The sequence below is a fragment of the Pantoea sp. SORGH_AS_0659 genome, assembly GCF_031453915.1.
GTDB classification, from domain to species: domain Bacteria; phylum Pseudomonadota; class Gammaproteobacteria; order Enterobacterales; family Enterobacteriaceae; genus Pantoea; species Pantoea leporis.
In genome coordinates, this window is the sequence record NZ_JAVJAK010000001.1 from 1309907 (window position 1) to 1327168 (window position 17262).

The following is a 17262-nucleotide window of genomic DNA, read 5'->3' on the forward strand; positions in this document are numbered from 1 at the left end:
GCAACAAGGAACCAGCATGGCCGGAAACAGCATCGGACAAGTTTTTCGCGTAACCACTTTTGGCGAGTCGCATGGTATTGCGCTGGGCTGCATCGTTGACGGTGTGCCACCCGGCATTCCGCTGACGGAAGCCGACATCCAGCACGATCTCGATCGTCGTCGTCCTGGCACTTCGCGCTATACCACGCAGCGCCGCGAGCCGGATCAGGTGAAAATTTTGTCTGGCGTGTTTGAGGGCGTGACGACGGGAACCTCAATCGGTTTGCTGATTGAGAACACCGACCAGCGTTCACAGGATTACGGCACCATCAAAGATCTGTTCCGTCCTGGCCATGCCGATTATACCTACGAGCAGAAATACGGCCTGCGCGACTATCGTGGCGGCGGCCGCTCTTCGGCGCGTGAAACCGCGATGCGCGTGGCGGCAGGGGCGATTGCCAAGAAGTATCTGCAGATGAAGCACGGCATCGTGGTGCGCGGCTATCTGGCGCAGATTGGCGATGTGGCCTGCGAGCTGAAAGACTGGAGCATCGTGGAAGAGAACCCGTTCTTCTGCCCGGATGCCTCCAAACTGGAAGCGCTGGATGAGCTGATGCGCGGCCTGAAAAAAGAGGGCGATTCCATCGGCGCCAAAGTTACCGTGCTGGCAGAGAACGTGCCGCCGGGCCTGGGCGAGCCGGTATTTGATCGTCTGGATGCGGATTTAGCGCATGCGCTGATGAGCATTAACGCGGTGAAAGGCGTGGAGATCGGCGACGGTTTCGCGGTGATCAACCAGCGCGGCAGTCAGCATCGCGATGAGATCCGTGCCAACGGTTTCCAGAGCAACCACGCCGGTGGCATTTTGGGCGGCATCAGCAGCGGCCAAACCATTAGCGCCAATCTGGCGATGAAACCGACCTCCAGCATCACCGTGCCGGGCAACACCATCACCCGCGAGGGTGAAGAAGTCGAGATGATCACCAAAGGTCGTCACGATCCGTGCGTCGGCATTCGCGCCGTGCCGATTGCCGAAGCGATGATGGCGATTGTGTTGATGGATCACCTGCTGCGCCAGCGTGCGCAAAACGGTGACGTCAACAGCAGCGTTCCGCGCTGGTAAACCCGATGATGCGCCGTCTGCTCATTATCTGTGCCGCGCTGCTATGCAGTGCGGCCGCCGTTGCTGCCACGCCGTGGCAGCAAATTCATCAGCCGATTGCCGGCAGCCCGCAGTCGATTGGCGGTTTCGCCAACGGCTGTATTGTGGGTGCGCAGCAGTTGCCGCTTAACTCACCCAATTATCAGGTGATGCGCCAGGATCAGCGCCGCTATTTCGGCCATCCCGATCTGATCGCCTTTATTCAGCGTCTCAGCACCCAGGTTCATCAGCTTCAGCTGGGACAAGTGCTGATTGGCGATATGGGCATGGCGGCGGGTGGACGTTTTAGCAGCGGCCACGCCAGCCATCAAACGGGTTTAGACGTCGATATCTGGCTGCAGCTGCCGAAAACCCGCTGGACGGCGCAGCAATTGCTCAAGCCGCAGCCGCTCGATCTGGTTTCTGCCGATGATAAACAGGTGATTGCGCGTCACTGGCAGCCGCAAATCGATAGCCTGATTAAACTGGCGGCGAAAGATGATGAAGTGACGCGTATCTTCGTCAATCCGGCAATCAAAAGGCAGCTTTGCGCCGATGCTGGCAGCGATCGCGCGTGGTTGAATAAAGTGCGTCCGTGGTTCGCCCATCGCGCGCACATGCACGTGCGTCTGCGTTGTCCGGCGGGGAGCCTTGAATGTGAAGACCAGGCACCTCAACCAGCGGGCGATGGCTGTGGCGCTGAGCTGGACAGCTGGTTCCTGCCGAAAAAACCAGGCAGCACGCCGCCGGTGAAGAAAACGCCGCCGCCATTGCCGCCGTCTTGCCAGGCTTTACTTGATAAGCATCTTCTGTAGGTATTTCAATGGATTGGTTCGTTGTCAGCCCGCTGATTATCGGCGTGCTGTTTTTTGTGGCAGTGCTGGCGGCGTTTATCGATTCGATCGCTGGCGGCGGCGGCCTGCTTACCGTGCCGTCTTTGCTGGCTGCCGGGTTGTCGCCTGCACAGGCGTTAGCCACCAATAAGCTGCAATCGGTCGGCGGATCGTTCTCCGCCAGCCTCTATTTCATCCGACGTGGTGCGGTGAATCTGAGCGAGCAGTGGCTGAATATCGCCATGACCTTCCTCGGCGCGATTGCTGGCACTATTCTGATTCAGCACTTACAAGCGGATGTGCTGCGCCAAATCTTACCGCTGCTGCTGATCTGCATCGGTTTGTGGTTCCTGCTGATGCCGCGTTTGGGCGAAGCCGATCGCGAACGTCGTCTGCACGGTTTGCCCTATGCGCTGGTAGGCGGCGGCTGCGTCGGCTTTTACGACGGCTTCTTTGGTCCCGGCGCCGGCTCGTTCTATGCGCTGGCCTTTGTTACGCTGTGTGGCTTCAATCTGGCGAAAGCCACCGCCCACGCCAAAATCCTAAATTTCACCTCGAATTTTGGCAGTTTGCTGTTCTTTATGTTCGGCGGAAAAGTGGTGTGGGGCACCGGCGCGATTATGTTGCTCGGCGCCTTTATCGGCGCTCGCCTCGGCGCCAGGCTGGTATTGAGCCGTGGTCAGAAACTGATTCGCCCCATGGTAGTGATCGTTTCTGCGGTAATGAGCGCTAAATTGTTATGGGACAGTCATGGCGCAGAACTGATGGCCTGGCTGGCCACGCTGTAATCCAACACTCGTCAAGACCGGCTGCCAATGCGACAATGGCGCCGGTTTTTTTAAAGATTAAAAATTATGAGTACAACACACCATTACGATCAGCTGATTGCCATCTTTGATGGCTGCTTCGTTGACGATTTTCAGACCCGTCTAATTAAAGGCGACGACGAACCTATTTATCTTCCAGCGGATGAAACCTCACCGTGGAATCGCGTGGTGTTCGCGCACGGCTACTACGCCAGCGGACTGCATGAAATTTCCCACTGGTGCATTGCCGGTGAAGCGCGCCGCAAGCTGGTGGATTTTGGTTATTGGTATTGTCCGGACGGACGCGATGCGCAAACGCAGAGCCAGTTCGAATCGGTTGAGGTAAAACCGCAGGCGCTGGAGTGGTTATTCTGCGTGGCGGCGGGCTTTCCCTTCAACGTAAGTTGTGACAATCTCGAAGGCGATTGTGAGCCAGATCGCATAGCGTTTCAGCGCAAAGTGCATGCACAGGTGATGACGTATCTGCAGCAGGGCATTCCGGCACGACCAGCTCGCTTCATCGATGCACTGACGAATTATTACGGCACGCCGCCACTGACGGCGGCACAATTCCCCTGGCCGGAAGATCTGTAATCCGCGAAGGTTATAAGAAGAGAGGAAGAGATGATCGTAGAATTTGAAACCCGCATTCTGGCCCTGATTGATGACATGGTCGATCACGCCAGCGATGACGAGCTGTTTGCAGGCGGCTATCTGCGTGGTCATCTGACCCTGGCAGTGGCGGAGATTGAGCTGAGCGGTGAACACACGCCGGAAGCGCTGCAAACTCACGTCACCAACAGCCTGCAAAAAGCCATTGCTGCTGGCGAACTGTCACCACGCGATCAGGCGCTGGTCACCGGCATGTGGGACAATCTGTTCCTGCAGGCACGTCAAACCGCTTAACGTCTCGGGGCGATCGCTCGCCCCGCAGATTATCGACCCGCTTTTTTACCCTTCAGCAGTTTTCGCACCCAATAGCGATTTGGATTCATCGCCGCCAGCGTGGCTGCATCCAGCGGCTGCGGTTCGCCGCTCATCTGCGCCGCCAGCACTTCGGCCGCCAGCGGTGCGCTGCACAAACCACGCGAACCTAATACGCCCAACACAAACAAACCGTTATGCACCGGCGCATCGGCTACGCTTGCACCGCGCGCACGCTGTTCTGGCAGATCGGCGTATTGCGTGAGTGTCGCTCCATAATCTGGCGCGCTGCCGCTCATCGGCAGATGATCGCGCGTGGCACAGCGCACGCCGTTGCGCGCCTGGTTATCGGACACATCAACCTGATGCGGCCATTGGCTCTGCGGCAGACAGTTAATCAGCCGTTGGCGATTCTCCTGCTGATCGTCGGTGCGGAAATCTGTGGCGGTATCGCCGCGATGATAGCTGGCGCCGATGCAATGGGTGGCGAAGTTCGGGCTGACCGGCGTGAGATAGCCGTCGTAACACAGCACGGTGCGCAGCGCGCCCAACGACGTATTAGTCGGCGCGTGGCTCACTTGTCCCGCCACCGCGTACACCGGCAGCGTTTTGCTGTGCTCAAGTTCCAGCAACGCGTGACCATTCGCCAGCACCACTTGGGAATGCTGCACCGGCGGCTGCTCGCTAAAGTGCAGCGTCCAGCGATCTTCATCGCGCGTTAATTGCGTGACGCGATGCAGCCAGTGCAGGCGTAATCCCCGCGATTGCGCGTACTCCAGCAGATTGCTGGTCAGCTGTGCAGGTGACAGCCAGCCACCTTGCGGATAAAAAATCCCGCCAACATCAAGTTCAACGCCCGCCAGCTGTTGCGCTTCTTCTTTATTAACGCCGTACGCGATGTCATGCGGCAATGCCATGTTGAGCATCTGCGCAATTTTCTCCGCGCTTTTATCATCCCAGCCCAGTTGCAACACGCCGCTCCAGTCATGCTCAAACTCCACTGGCAGCCGATCATACAGACGTCGGGCAAAACCAAAAGCGGCCGGGAAGAAGGTGGCCAGCGCGGGATCGTGCTGATTCAGCAGCGGATAGAGCGCGCCCTGACGATTGCCGGATGCGCCCAGCGCGGGCGCGTCATCGGCGCAGTAGAGCGTTACGCGCCAACCGCGTCGCAGCAGCGCCAGCGCCAATACTGCGCTGGCGACGCCGCCGCCAATCAGCGCCACTTCATTGCTGCCTGCCGGCGGGCGCGCATACCACGGCTGGCTGTGCGGCAATGCAGCGGCTTGCTCCAGCACGCCGACCAGCATTTCACGCTTGTGACCAAAGCCTTTGCGCTTCTGCATACTGAAACCGGCGTCCTGCAACCCACGTCGCACAAACCCCGACGCGGTAAAAGTCGCCAGCGTGCCGCCCGGCCGGGCGAGGCGCGCCATCGCGGCGAACAGATCTGGCGTCCACATCTCCGGATTTTTTGCCGGCGCGAAGCCATCAAGGAACCACGCATCCACCTGACGATTGAGGCTGTCATCAAAGGTGTGAATTAGCGCGTTAATATCACCAAGCCAGAGGTCCAGCGTGACTTCGCCGCCGTTAAACAGCAGGCGCTGACAACCCGGCAACGCCTGCGGCCACTGCTGTTGCAGCTGTTCGGCCCACGGCTTTAGCTCCGGCCAATGGGCATGCGCAGCCACCAGATCGGCGTGCGTCAGCGGGAATTTCTCGCAGCTGATGAAGTGCAGACGCTGCAAAGTGGCGTTGGGTTGCTCATTGCGGAAGCGATCGAAGGCTTGCCACAGGGTAAGAAAGTTCAGACCAGTCCCAAAACCGCTTTCGGCGACAATAAATAAATCGCGTGAATGTTCAGCAAAACGGTGCGGAATATGGTTGCCATCAAGGAACACATAGCGCGTTTCCTCCAGTCCATTATCGTTGGAGAAATAGACGTCGCCGAACGCTCGGGACACAGGTGTACCCTGTTCATTCCAGTTTATTTGGGCGTGTTCAACCGGGGTTAATTTCACGGGAAAGGCTCATATTTCAGGCAGTGGCGCGAGTTTAGCGATAGACGTCACATGACGCAAATTTACAAAGGGAAATGGCTGATCGGACTTGTTCGGCTTACAACTGTACGCTAGAGTGCACCACATCCAAATATGTGGAACGAGGATTATTGAATGAAACGTGCAGTGATTACTGGCCTGGGTATTGTTTCCAGCATTGGTAATAACCAGCAAGAAGTGCTGGCTTCTCTGCGTGAAGGCCGTTCCGGTATTACTTTCTCTGAAGAGATGAGAGATGCCGGTATGCGCAGCCACGTATGGGGCAACGTCAAACTGGATACCAACGGGCTCATCGATCGCAAAATCGTGCGTTTTATGAGTGATGCCTCTATTTATGCCTACCTTTCAATGGCCGAAGCGATCAAAGACTCTGGCCTGACTGAAGAACAGTATCAGCAAAACCCACGTGTGGGTTTGATTGCCGGTTCTGGCGGCGGTTCTCCGCGTTATCAGGTATTTGGTGCTGACGCCATGCGTAGCCCACGCGGCCTGAAAGCGGTCGGTCCTTATGTGGTGACCAAGGCGATGGGTTCAGGCGTTTCTGCTTGCCTGGCAACCCCGTTCAAAATTCACGGCGTGAACTACTCCATCAGTTCAGCCTGTGCTACTTCTGCACACTGCATCGGTAACGCGGTTGAGCAGATTCAGCTGGGTAAACAGGACATTGTGTTTGCTGGCGGCGGTGAAGAGCTGAGCTGGGAAATGGCCTGTGAGTTCGATGCGATGGGCGCACTGTCGACCAAATACAACGAAACGCCAGAAAAAGCCTCACGTACTTACGATGCCAACCGTGACGGCTTCGTTATCGCTGGCGGCGGCGGTATGGTGGTGGTTGAAGAGCTGGAGCACGCTCTGGCACGTGGTGCACACATTTATGCTGAGATCGTGGGCTACGGCGCAACCTCAGATGGCGCAGACATGGTAGCTCCTTCAGGCGAAGGCGCAGTGCGCTGCATGAAGATGGCGATGCAAGGTCTGGATACCCCAATCGATTACCTCAATACCCACGGCACTTCTACGCCGGTTGGTGATGTGAAAGAGCTGGGTGCGATTCGCGAAGTGTTCGGCGATAACTGCCCATCACTGTCTGCCACTAAAGCCATGACCGGTCATTCACTGGGTGCGGCGGGCGTGCAGGAAGCGATCTACACTTTGCTGATGCTGGAGCACGGTTTCATCGCGCCAAGCATCAACGTGGAAGAGCTGGATGAAGCGGGCAAAGGTCTGAACATCGTGACCAAACCGACTGATAAAGCGCTGACCACCGTGATGTCGAACAGCTTTGGCTTCGGCGGGACTAACGCCACTCTGACCATGCGTAAGTATCATGCGTAAGTTGCCAGCATAATCCCGTAGGATCGCCATTCATGGAGACCTGATTATGCTAGCAATATCACAAGGGCCGGTTATCCGGCCCTTGTTGTTTTGACATTCCACCTTCAGCTTGCCTACACTCCCACTCCATACGAAACAAAATTATCACTTTTAGCTTAGTGTGAACCAAATATCCCGTTTCTGTTTTGGCAGCAAGCGCGTGTCTGGTTATTACAAGGAGTTCGACCCACCATGACCACGACTGCTGACGCGCAAACGCAATCCGTTATGCCGCTGGCCTGCACCTCCTTTGCGGTATTCCTCACCTATCTGACCGCTGGCCTCGCGCTGCCGGTCATCCCGCTGTATGTCCATCATGAACTCGGTATGAGCAACCTGATGGTTGGCGTGGCAGTGGGAATACAGTTCTTCGCCACGCTGTTGACGCGCAGCTTTGCCGGGCGTCGAGCCGATCAACACGGTGCGAAACTCACCACCCAGCACGGCATGCTGGCCATCGCGCTGGTGGGCGTGGCGTATCTGGCGGCCGCGTTGTTACCAGCTTCTCCGTGGATGAAGTTTGGTTTGCTGGCGGTAGGGCGCTTGCTGTTAGGATTCGGCGAAAGCCTGCTGCTGACCGGCAATTTGACCTGGGGCATGGGATTGGTGGGCAGCAAACGTTCCGGATTAGTGATGTCATGGAACGGCATGGCGATTTATGGATCGCTGGCGGCTGGCGCACCGCTCGGCTTGCTGATCAATCAGCACGGCGGCTTTGCTGCTCTCGGCGCGGTTGCGCTGCTGTTGCCGCTGCTGTCGTTGGCGATAAATGGCTGGATCCGCAAAGTGCCGGTGGTGGGCGGCGAGCGGCCATCGCTGCTTAGCGTAGTGAAAACCATCTTTCAGCCGGGACTGGCGCTGGCGCTGCAGGGCACCGGTTTTGCGGTGATCGGCACCTTTACGTCACTCTATTTTGCTGCGGAAAACTGGGGCAATGCCGGTTTCGCGCTGACCGCCTTCGGCTGTGCGTTTGTGCTGGTGCGCGTGTTCTTTGGCGGCTTGCCGGATCGTCACGGCGGCGTAAAAGTGGCGATGATCTCTTTGCTGGTGGAAACCGCCGGTCTGCTGCTGCTGGCGTTCGCCACTTCCGGCTGGATGGCGCTGATTGGCGCGGCTTTAACCGGCTGCGGCTGCTCGCTGATCTTCCCGGCGCTGGGCGTTGAAGTGATCAAGCGCGTATCGCCACAGATTCGCGGCACCGCGCTTGGCGGTTTTTCTGCATTTCAGGATATCGCGTACGGTGCCAGCGGCCCGTTGACCGGCTTACTGGCGACGGCGCTGGGTTACGGCTCGGTCTATGTCGCGGGAGCCTGTTGTGCGGCGCTGGGCATTCTGGTTACCTGGAGGTTTGCGCGGGCTGCGACAACAGCGTAACCAGCTTATCGCAGGCGCTGACAATCTCCCCGGGTGTCAGCGCCGCAAAGCCCAGTAGCCAGCCCGCTTGCTGCACGTCACCGGCATAAAGTGGCGACAGGCGCGGCAGCAATAATCCGCTCTTTTTCGCCTCGGCGGTTAAGCGCGCTTCATCCCCTTGCATCAGCCGCACCGCTAACTGTAAGCCGCCAGCCGCCGGCAGCGGCTCAAGCCAGGGTGTTAAGCGCGTTTCGATCTGCTGCAGCAAGCAGTCACGTCGGCTGCGATAGAGTTGGCGCATCAGGCGCAAATGGCTGGCGAAATGGCCTTGTTGCAGAAACTCTGCGCAAATCGCCTGCGGCAGCAACGCGCTGTGACCATCCATCACGCTGCGTGCGCGGCCCAATGGTTCCACCAGTTGTGGCGGCACCACCATCCACGCCAGCCGCAGCGACGGGAACAGCGTTTTGGAGAAAGTGCCGAGGCAAATCACCCGACCATCCGCGGCTAATCCTTGTAGCGCCGGAGCCGGGCGATCCTCGTAGTGAAATTCGCTGTCGTAATCGTCCTCAATCAGCCAGCTATCCTGCTGCCGTGCCCACGCCAGCCACTGCAAGCGCCGCGCCAGACTCATTGCTGTGCCGGTGGGATAGTGATGCGCCGGCGTCAGATAGACCAGTTTCGCGCTGCCGCTGAGCGGCACTGCGCCTTCTGCATCCAGCGGCATGGCGCGACAGCGCGCACCGGCGGCAAGAAACGCGTTGCGCGCGCCGGGATAACCCGGCTCTTCCAGCCACACTTCGTCACCCGTATCAAGGAACATTAATGCCAGCAACTACAGCGCCTGCTGTGAGCTGGTGAGGATCACCACTTGCTCCGCCGTGCAGTGCACGCCGCGTGACAGCGCCAGATAATCCGCCACCGCCTGCCGCAGTGATGGCAATCCAAGCGGATCGCCGTAACCCATCACTTTGCTGCCCAGCGAGCGCTGCACCTGATTGCTGATGCGACGCCACTGCGTATGTGGGAAGGCGCGTAACTCGGGTGAACCGGCGGCAAAGGCGTGTGGAAAGGGCGGATCCTGACAGCCGCCCGTTGCCAAAACCTGCAGGCCACGCTGAGAAAAGTGTGGTGAGCGTTCGGTGCAGGTTTTGCTGGTGGGCGACGCCATGCGAATCGAAACAAACGTCCCGCGTCCGCCGTGACGCTGCAGATAACCTTCACTTTCAAGCTGCGCATACGCCGCCTCCACCGTAACGCGCGACAGCGATAGGTCGGTGGCTAACTGGCGGCTGGACGGCAGTTTCTGCTCATGCCGTAGATGCCCATTGGCGATGGCCTGGCGCAAGGTATTGCACAGTCGCTCACGTAAACCGCCCTGAGTTTGATGGCTAAACAGCGCGAGAAATGATGTGGTCACGGTGGTCTTATCACTATGGTGGAAGTGGTATCAACAGGCAGACCACTTTGCCGTAAACTGCGGGGAAATCACAACAGGAGAATGCGATGTCAGCGGTCTTAAAAATTGCCCCCGTTAGCGCCAGCGAGAGCGTGGCGTATCTGCAACATAAACTGGCGTACTACACCGATGCGTGGGATTTAGCAGAGGATTTGGCGCAGGGCATCACGGCGATCGTGGTGATTGATGCGCGCTCTGACGAGGTTTATCAGGCCGGACACATTTGCGGTGCACTTTCGTTTCCGCATCGCACCATGAATGCGGAATCCACGGCGCATCTCGATCGCAGCAAAGTTTACATCACCTATTGCGACGGCATCGGCTGTAACGGCTCAACCAAAGCCGCGCTCAAGCTGGCGTCGCTGGGTTTTCAGGTTAAAGAGTTAATTGGCGGGCTGGATTTCTGGAAACGCGATGGCCATCCGATGGCGTGGGGCGCGGCAGCGGGTGAGTGGCCACTCGCCACGCCCGCTGCCAACTGCGGCTGCTAGATAAACAGCCACAGCAGGAAGATAAACAGGAAGATACCGGCAATCAGCGTGAGTGCCGGGCGCTGCGCCAGCGGTTGCGGCAACATCTGAATAAACGGCGACCAGATTGGCTGCGGCCGAATTTCGCTATCGGCCAGCGGCTGTTCGTGCAGTTTCTCGGCGCGGCGGCTAAACAGCAGATTCAGCAGATCCTGCGTCTGCGCTGGCGTCAGCACGGTGGTCGGCAGCACCTGGAAACGTTGCTGGCTGTAATCTTCCAGCAGTCGCTGCTCATCATGGGTTAACGGCTGACGCAGTGAGGTTTCCAGCATCTGCAAGGTTGGCGCACTGTGCTGAGCCAGCGTCTGGCGCACCTGCAAATATTGCGTCAGCAGCGGGAAGTGGCGTGAGGGAATCGGATCGCCACTTTTCAGATTCACCAGCTTCAGCGTATCGGCCAGCAGTTTCACCGGCGATTCACCGGTTTTCGCTGCAAGGCGCGTCACCTGCTGATTCAGCGACTGCTGTTCTGCCGGCAACAAGCTGCGATCGGACACGCGCGTTTGCTGCGGCTGCGGGATCGCCATCTGACCGTTTTGCAACATCGTCAGCACCTGACGCAGCTGATCCTGCGACAACGCGCTCAACACCGTTTGGTTAAACTGCTGACGAATAAAATCGCTCACCGCCTGGCGATTATTGCCCTGCGGCAATTTTTCCAGCAGCTGTTGCAGCAGCTGGCGCGTAGCAAGACTATTTTGCACCTGGGTTAAGCGACCGTTGAGATGCTGCTCCGCCGCCGGAAAGTGGCGCGATTGCAGCTCCGCCTCACTCTTTACCCCGACTTCATGCCGCACGCCAGCCCAGAGTTCCGGCGCTTTCAGCGTACTCAAAGACATAATGCGAACAATCAGACGTTCCAGCGTGGTGCGCTGGGCAGGAGAGAGCGGCTGCTCACCGGCTGGACCGCCGGGTCGCGTTGGGCCAGTGGCCTGAGATAAAGGGGAACGATCGCCCGCGGGCACACCGGGACCGCTGAGAGGTTGCATGGCGGAATCCTTGAAAACGGGTCAGATCCGGGTGCGCCGGAAAAAAGAGGCCACATCATAGCAAAAGCCCCCAGGAAATCCACGGGGGCTGCGGCCTTTCCGGATAATAAAGTCAGGCGGCGGAATCGGGAAGGGTCGCGCTACGCGGCTTACGCAGCGGGGTTTTCAGCCGTTGCGCCAGAATAACGCCGACTAACGTCATGCCGCCGCCAATCCAGTGATAGCCATGCAGCTGCTCATGCAGGAACATCACGGCAATAATGGCCGTAAACACCGGTACGAAGTTCATAAAAATGCTGGTGGTGCTGGCGCCCAGACGCTGCACGCCAAGGATCCACAGGAACGGCGCGATGATCGACGCAAACAGCCCGGCATACAGCACCAGCGGCAGATTGTGCTCGTTGAGCGTGACATCCGGCGCGCGCAGGAAGCCAGGCAGCAATAGCAGCACGCCAAAGAAAATCTGCACATACAGGCTTTGCCAGGTCGGCAGCGGAATCGCCCAGCGCTTGGTCAGCACGCCATACAAGGCGTACGAGGTCGATGCCGCCAGCATCATCAATTCGCCATTACCGAGCCGTTGATTCAGCAGCTGCGCCGGATTGCCTTCGCTCACCAGCCATACCAAACCGGCGAACGACAGCACGCCGCCAATCAGAATGCCGCGCGTTGGCGCGAGGCGCAGCACAACCAGACTGAGCAGAATGGTCAGCAGCGGAATGGTCGCGCCGAGAATCCCCATCATCACCGCAGAAACGCTGTGCGCCGCGTAATAGGCGAGACTTTGATACAGCACCATGCCAAGCAGACCCAGGAACAGCAATCGCCAGCCGTTGGCTTTAATGGTGTGGCGATGGCGCCACACGCCCGGCAGGCAAAACGGTGTTAGTACTACCAGCGCCAGCAGCCAGCGATAGAAGGAGATCGCCGCAGGATCGATACTTCCCGCCGAGAGTTTGCTGACGATAGTGTTGATCGACCAGATCAGCACTGCGATCAGCGGAAACAGTAAATTCATGATACAGCTCCTCAAATAATCGCGAATAGTTTACGTTTGACCGGTTTAACGCAGATAGTTAAAATCGGACAACATTTGTTAGTGACCGGACAGAATGAATCTACAAGTCGAATACCAGCCGCCGATTGATGCGCCTTTGCTGCGCTTCTTCATGCGCTATGACGAGGTCAACGCCAAAACCGAATACCTCACGCATGCGCATGATTGGGGCCAGGTGATTTTCGTCACCAGCCACGTGCTGGAGATGGAAGTGGAGGGCGAACGTCTGCTGACGCCCGCAGATATCCCAATCTGGATTCCGGCCGGCCATCGTCACAGCAGTTACAACCACAACGAAGCGCGTTTTCGCACCTTTAATCTTGCCGCCGATCTCTGCGCGGGCCTGCCGGATAAAGCCTGTTTATTGCATGTCGATGCCATTGGGCACGCCATCATGAATGATTTTGCCCGCCGTGAACTGGAGCAGCCGCAAACGCAAGCCGACTGGCGCATGTGTGAAGTGTTGATCGATCGCCTGCGTCTGGCGCCGGTGCATAACAGCTATTTGCCGATGTCGGATGACAAATTCCTCGCGCCGATTCTGCGCGCGCTTGAAGCGCATCCCGGCGATAACACCACGCTGGCACAATGGGCGAAGCGCGTGTTCACCACCGAGCGTACGCTAGCGCGACGCTGTCAGCAGCAGTTGAATATGTCATTCAGCGAATGGCGGCAGCGTTTACGCTTTCTGCGTGCTATCGCGCTGCTGGAGCAGGGTTGCAGCGTGCAGGGCATCGCTCACGAGCTGGGTTACAGCTCGGCGTCGGCGCTCATTGTGATGTTCCAGCAGCAGGCCGGTACCACGCCCGATCGCTATCGTAGTCGGTTAGGTTAATCCCCGGCTTTATGGCAAAATACGCGCCTTAAATTTTTGCAGACAGGACCGCCGCAGTGAAAATTCTCGTCGATGAAAATATGCCTTATGCCCGTGAACTCTTCAGCCGCACCGGCGATGTGCTCACGGTGCCCGGCCGTCCGTTGCCAGAAGCTGAGCTGCAGGACGCCAGCGGATTGATGGTGCGTTCCGTCACCAAAGTGAATGCGGCACTGCTGGCCGGTACGCCGGTGAAGTTTGTCGGCACCGCGACCGCCGGCACCGATCATATTGATGAAGCATCACTGGCGGCGGCAGGCATCAGCTTCTCTGCGGCGCCTGGCTGTAATGCCATTGCGGTGGTGGAGTATGTGTTCTCCTCGCTGCTGCTGCTGGCGGAGCGCGATGGTTTTGCACTGCGCGATCGCACCGTGGGCATTGTTGGCGTGGGGAATGTTGGCGGCCGCCTGCAGAAGCGTCTGCAAGCCTGGGGCGTGAAAACGCTGCTGTGCGATCCACCGCGCGCCGATCGTGGCGATCAGGAAACCTTCCATTCGCTGGATGATCTGGTGGCGCAGGCCGACATCCTGACCTTCCACACGCCGCTGTTTAAAGATGGCCCGTATAAAAGCTGGCATTTGGCCGATGCGGCGCTGCTGATGGCGCTCAAACCCAACACTATTCTGATCAACGCCTGCCGCGGTGCGGTGGTAGATAACGCGGCGCTGCTGGCAGTGCTGAAGATGCGCCACGATCTTAGCGTGGTATTGGATGTGTGGGAGCCGGAGCCGGATCTGTCGCTCGATCTGCTGGATAAAGTGGATATCGCCACCGCGCATATCGCTGGCTACACGCTGGAAGGTAAAGCGCGCGGCACCACGCAAGTGTTTGAAGCCTGGTGCGACTTTATCGGCCAGCCGCAGCAGGTGGCGCTGGAAAGCCTGCTGCCGGCACCTGAATTCGGTTCTGTCACCCTGCGCGGCAAGCTCGATCAGCCAACGCTAAAACGCTTAGTGCATCTGGTGTATGATGTGCGCCGCGACGATGCGCCACTGCGTAAAGTGGCGGCAAAGCCAGGCGAGTTTGATCGCCTGCGCAAGCAATATCAAGAGCGTCGTGAGTGGTCATCGCTGCAGGTGCATTGCGATGATGCGGAGACGGCGGCGATGCTCAATCAGCTTGGCTTCCGCGCCAGTTTGTAAAGAAATTTCAATCACCTGCACTATTGCGGGGGATAATTCCTAAATCTCGGGCGATGTTTTCATCGCCTTCTGTTTTTGTGTCAATCTCTGGAGTAACCAACATGTCTGACGGCTGGAATATCGCGCTTTTGGGCGCAACAGGCGCAGTAGGGAACGCTGTACTGGAACTGCTGGCTGAACGCCAGTTCCCGGTTGGTGAGTTGTATTTGCTGGCGAGTGAAAACGGTGCCGGTGAGAACAAACGTTTTGAGGGACGTACCGTGCTGGTGCAGGACGTGGCCGAATTTGACTGGACGCAAGTGCAGCTGGCGTTCTTCACTGCGGGTCGTGAAGCCTCGGCGCGCTATGCCGAAGAAGCCGCCAGCCAGGGTTGTCTGGTGATCGATAGCAGCGATCTGTTTGCGCTCGAACCGGATGTGCCGCTGGTGGTGCCGGATGTGAATCCACAGGTGCTGGCGGATTACCGCAATCGCAACATCATTACCGTTGCCGACAGCCTGGTAAGCCAGCTGCTGTGCGCAATCAAACCGCTGGTGGATCTGGCTGGTCTGAGCCGTTTGCAGGTTACCAACCTGATTGCGGCCTCCAGCCATGGTAAAGCGGCGGTTGAAGGTTTGGCCGGTGAAAGTGCGCGTTTGCTGAACGGCGTGCCGGCGGAAACGCACTATTTTGGCCGCCAGCTGGCGTTCAACATTTTGCCGCTGCTGGCGGACAGCAATGGCAGCGTCGAGAGCGAACGTCGCGTGGTTGAGCAGGTACGTAAAGTGCTGCAGGACGAAGGTTTGCCGATCGCGGTAAGCAGCGTGCAGGCGCCGGTGTTCTACGGCAATGCGCAGATCGTACACGTGGAGAATCTGCGTCCGCTTTCCGCTGAAGAAGCGCGCGATGAACTGGGCCGCTCCGGTGATATCAACCTGAGTGAAGAGAGCGATTACCCCACGCAGGTGGGCGATGCCTCCGGCAGCGACGTGCTGAGCATTGGCTGCGTGCGCAACGATTACGGCATTCCAGAGCTGCTGCAGTTCTGGTCTGTGGCAGACAATATCCGCTTCGGCGGTGCACTGATGGCGGTGAAAACGGCTGAGAAACTGGTGCAGGAGTATTTCTATTAATGTTGCCTGAAGGGAAAACGTTTAAGCTGGCGTTGGGTATTGAATACGATGGCAGCCGTTATTACGGCTGGCAGCGGCAAAATGAAGTGCGCAGCGTGCAGGAAAAGCTGGAAAAGGCGCTGTCGAAAGTGGCCGATCATCCGGTGGTGGTGTTCTGCGCGGGCCGGACCGATGCTGGTGTGCATGGCACCGGACAAGTGGTGCATTTTGAAACCACCTCACCGCGTGCTGACGCAGCGTGGACGTTGGGTGTGAATGCCAATCTGCCCGATGACATCGCGGTGCGCTGGGTGAAAGCGGTGCCGGACGAGTTTCATGCGCGTTTTAGCGCCACGGCACGCCGCTATCGCTACGTGATTTACAACCATCGGCTGCGTCCAGCGATTCTGGGCAATGGCATTACCCATTATTACCATCCGCTGGATGCAGAGAAGATGCAGCGCGCTGGTCAGGCGCTGATTGGTGAGAATGACTTCACTTCGTTCCGCGCGGTGCAGTGTCAGTCACGCACGCCTTGGCGCAACGTGATGCATCTCAACGTCACGCGTCATGGGCCGTATGTGGTGGTGGATATCAAAGCCAATGCATTTGTGCATCACATGGTGCGTAATATTGTCGGCAGCCTGATGGAAATCGGCACCGGCAACCAGCCGGAAGAGTGGATGGCGACGCTGCTCGCGGCCAAAGATCGTAAGCTGGCGGCGGCGACCGCCAAAGCCGAAGGCCTTTATCTGGTAGCGGTGGATTATCCATCCCACTTTGCATTACCTCAGCCTGCGTTGGGACCGTTGTTCCTCGCGGATTAACCGTTAATTGTTGGGTGTTAGGGGAGTTGTGGTTATATGGATTTCATCCACTTTTTAGTCGATTTTATTCTGCATATTGATGTGCATTTGGCCGAGCTGGTGGCGCAGTACGGCATCTGGATTTACGCCATTCTGTTCCTGATTCTGTTCTGTGAAACGGGTTTGGTGGTCACGCCGTTCCTGCCAGGCGATTCCCTGCTGTTTGTTGCCGGTGCGCTGGCGGCCTTGCCGGGTAACGATCTCAACGTTCACCTGATGGTAACGCTGTTGGTGATCGCCGCCATCCTCGGTGATGCGGTGAACTACACGATTGGTCGTCTGTTCGGTGAGAAGCTGTTCAGCAACCCGAATTCGAAAATTTTCCGTCGCAGTTACCTGGATAAAACCCACGCGTTCTACGATCGCCACGGCGGCAAAACCATTATACTTGCGCGCTTTGTACCAATCGTGCGAACCTTTGCCCCCTTTGTGGCGGGGATGGGACACATGTCTTATCGCCACTTCGCGCTCTACAATGTGACGGGCGCACTGCTGTGGGTGCTGCTGTTCTCTTACGCTGGTTACCTGTTTGGCGACCTGCCGGTTGTGCAGGAGAACCTGAAGCTGCTGATCGTCGGCATCATCGTGGTTTCTATACTGCCAGGCGTAATTGAAGTGTGGCGTCATCGCCGCCAGCAGAAGTCGCAGTAAGCTCGTTACCAGATTTTTATCCACAGCGTGAACGGGTTGTGGTTTAATGAGCGACATTTACGGCCTGCTGAAGGTGATTTCAGCAGCAATGAGAAGACTGGACCAGGTCAGCATTAAATAGAAAGGTCAT

General features: G+C 57.8%; 16 protein-coding genes and 1 pseudogene. 13 read left to right on the forward strand and 4 right to left on the reverse strand.

The window, feature by feature from the left end; translation table 11 throughout:
• The first annotated feature begins 16 nt into the window (after positions 1 to 16).
• From aroC to Q3H59_RS06245, 5 genes are all read left to right on the forward strand, one after another.
• Positions 17 to 1102 carry a chorismate synthase gene (gene aroC / locus Q3H59_RS06225; protein WP_101763624.1) on the forward strand — a complete coding sequence of 362 codons (1086 nt, stop codon included), beginning with the start codon at positions 17 to 19 and terminating at the stop codon, positions 1100 to 1102.
• A gap of 5 nt (positions 1103 to 1107) precedes the next feature.
• Positions 1108 to 1935 (forward strand): penicillin-insensitive murein endopeptidase, encoded by an 828-nt coding sequence (mepA, locus tag Q3H59_RS06230; RefSeq protein ID WP_370579096.1) that lies wholly within the window; start codon positions 1108 to 1110, stop codon positions 1933 to 1935.
• Positions 1936 to 1943: 8 nt separating this feature from the next.
• Positions 1944 to 2741, forward strand: a complete 798-nt coding sequence (locus Q3H59_RS06235) for a sulfite exporter TauE/SafE family protein (protein WP_210081319.1) — start codon at positions 1944 to 1946, stop codon at positions 2739 to 2741.
• 66 nt (positions 2742 to 2807) lie between these two features.
• Positions 2808 to 3353 (forward strand): elongation factor P hydroxylase, encoded by a 546-nt coding sequence (locus Q3H59_RS06240; RefSeq protein ID WP_110866550.1) that lies wholly within the window; start codon positions 2808 to 2810, stop codon positions 3351 to 3353.
• A 30-nt stretch (positions 3354 to 3383) separates the two neighbouring features.
• The gene (locus tag Q3H59_RS06245) at positions 3384 to 3665 is read left to right on the forward strand and encodes a YfcL family protein (protein WP_008101252.1); all 282 of its coding nucleotides are present in this window, start codon (positions 3384 to 3386) and stop codon (positions 3663 to 3665) included.
• 29 nt (positions 3666 to 3694) lie between these two features.
• Here the strand turns inward: Q3H59_RS06245 and mnmC are convergent, their stop codons facing one another.
• Positions 3695 to 5707, reverse strand: a complete 2013-nt coding sequence (gene mnmC, locus Q3H59_RS06250; RefSeq protein WP_309833827.1) for a bifunctional tRNA (5-methylaminomethyl-2-thiouridine)(34)-methyltransferase MnmD/FAD-dependent 5-carboxymethylaminomethyl-2-thiouridine(34) oxidoreductase MnmC — start codon at positions 5705 to 5707, stop codon at positions 3695 to 3697.
• Positions 5708 to 5860: 153 nt separating this feature from the next.
• On the opposite strand from mnmC, the gene fabB reads away from it, so the two are divergent.
• Entirely contained in the window at positions 5861 to 7081 is a 1221-nt protein-coding gene (fabB, locus tag Q3H59_RS06255; RefSeq protein WP_192411457.1) for a beta-ketoacyl-ACP synthase I, read from the forward strand.
• 231 nt (positions 7082 to 7312) lie between these two features.
• Positions 7313 to 8494, forward strand: a complete 1182-nt coding sequence (locus Q3H59_RS06260) for an MFS transporter (protein WP_309833828.1) — start codon at positions 7313 to 7315, stop codon at positions 8492 to 8494.
• Here Q3H59_RS06260 and Q3H59_RS06265 read toward each other — a convergent pair.
• Positions 8457 to 9893: pseudogene (locus Q3H59_RS06265) on the reverse strand (PLP-dependent aminotransferase family protein). The gene Q3H59_RS06260 and the pseudogene Q3H59_RS06265 sit on opposite strands and share 38 nt — an antisense overlap.
• A gap of 86 nt (positions 9894 to 9979) precedes the next feature.
• Between Q3H59_RS06265 and Q3H59_RS06270 the strand changes: the two are divergent.
• Complete coding sequence (locus tag Q3H59_RS06270) at positions 9980 to 10423, forward strand: rhodanese-like domain-containing protein (RefSeq protein ID WP_210081323.1); 444 nt, start codon at positions 9980 to 9982, stop codon at positions 10421 to 10423.
• Here the strand turns inward: Q3H59_RS06270 and flk are convergent.
• Positions 10420 to 11451, reverse strand: coding sequence for a flagella biosynthesis regulator Flk (flk, locus tag Q3H59_RS06275; protein WP_309833829.1), 1032 nt, complete (start codon positions 11449 to 11451; stop codon positions 10420 to 10422). The genes Q3H59_RS06270 and flk overlap by 4 nt on opposite strands.
• A gap of 112 nt (positions 11452 to 11563) precedes the next feature.
• On the reverse strand, positions 11564 to 12469 hold the full coding sequence (locus Q3H59_RS06280; protein ID WP_309833830.1) for an EamA family transporter: 906 nt from the start codon (positions 12467 to 12469) through the stop codon (positions 11564 to 11566).
• A 94-nt stretch (positions 12470 to 12563) separates the two neighbouring features.
• On the opposite strand from Q3H59_RS06280, the gene Q3H59_RS06285 reads away from it, so the two are divergent.
• From Q3H59_RS06285 to Q3H59_RS06305, 5 genes are all read left to right on the forward strand, one after another.
• Positions 12564 to 13343 carry a helix-turn-helix domain-containing protein gene (locus tag Q3H59_RS06285; RefSeq protein WP_192411461.1) on the forward strand — a complete coding sequence of 260 codons (780 nt, stop codon included), beginning with the start codon at positions 12564 to 12566 and terminating at the stop codon, positions 13341 to 13343.
• A 56-nt stretch (positions 13344 to 13399) separates the two neighbouring features.
• Positions 13400 to 14524, forward strand: a complete 1125-nt coding sequence (gene pdxB / locus Q3H59_RS06290) for a 4-phosphoerythronate dehydrogenase PdxB (protein ID WP_309833831.1) — start codon at positions 13400 to 13402, stop codon at positions 14522 to 14524.
• Between the two features lie 101 nt (positions 14525 to 14625).
• Positions 14626 to 15636, forward strand: a complete 1011-nt coding sequence (locus Q3H59_RS06295) for an aspartate-semialdehyde dehydrogenase (protein ID WP_309833832.1) — start codon at positions 14626 to 14628, stop codon at positions 15634 to 15636.
• A complete protein-coding gene (gene truA, locus Q3H59_RS06300; protein WP_309833833.1) occupies positions 15636 to 16442 on the forward strand; it encodes a tRNA pseudouridine(38-40) synthase TruA in 807 nt (268 codons plus the stop codon). Before Q3H59_RS06295 ends, truA begins: the two co-directional genes overlap by 1 nt.
• Positions 16443 to 16478: 36 nt before the next feature.
• Positions 16479 to 17132, forward strand: coding sequence for a DedA family protein (locus tag Q3H59_RS06305; protein WP_101763636.1), 654 nt, complete (start codon positions 16479 to 16481; stop codon positions 17130 to 17132).
• Positions 17133 to 17262: the final 130 nt, after the last annotated feature.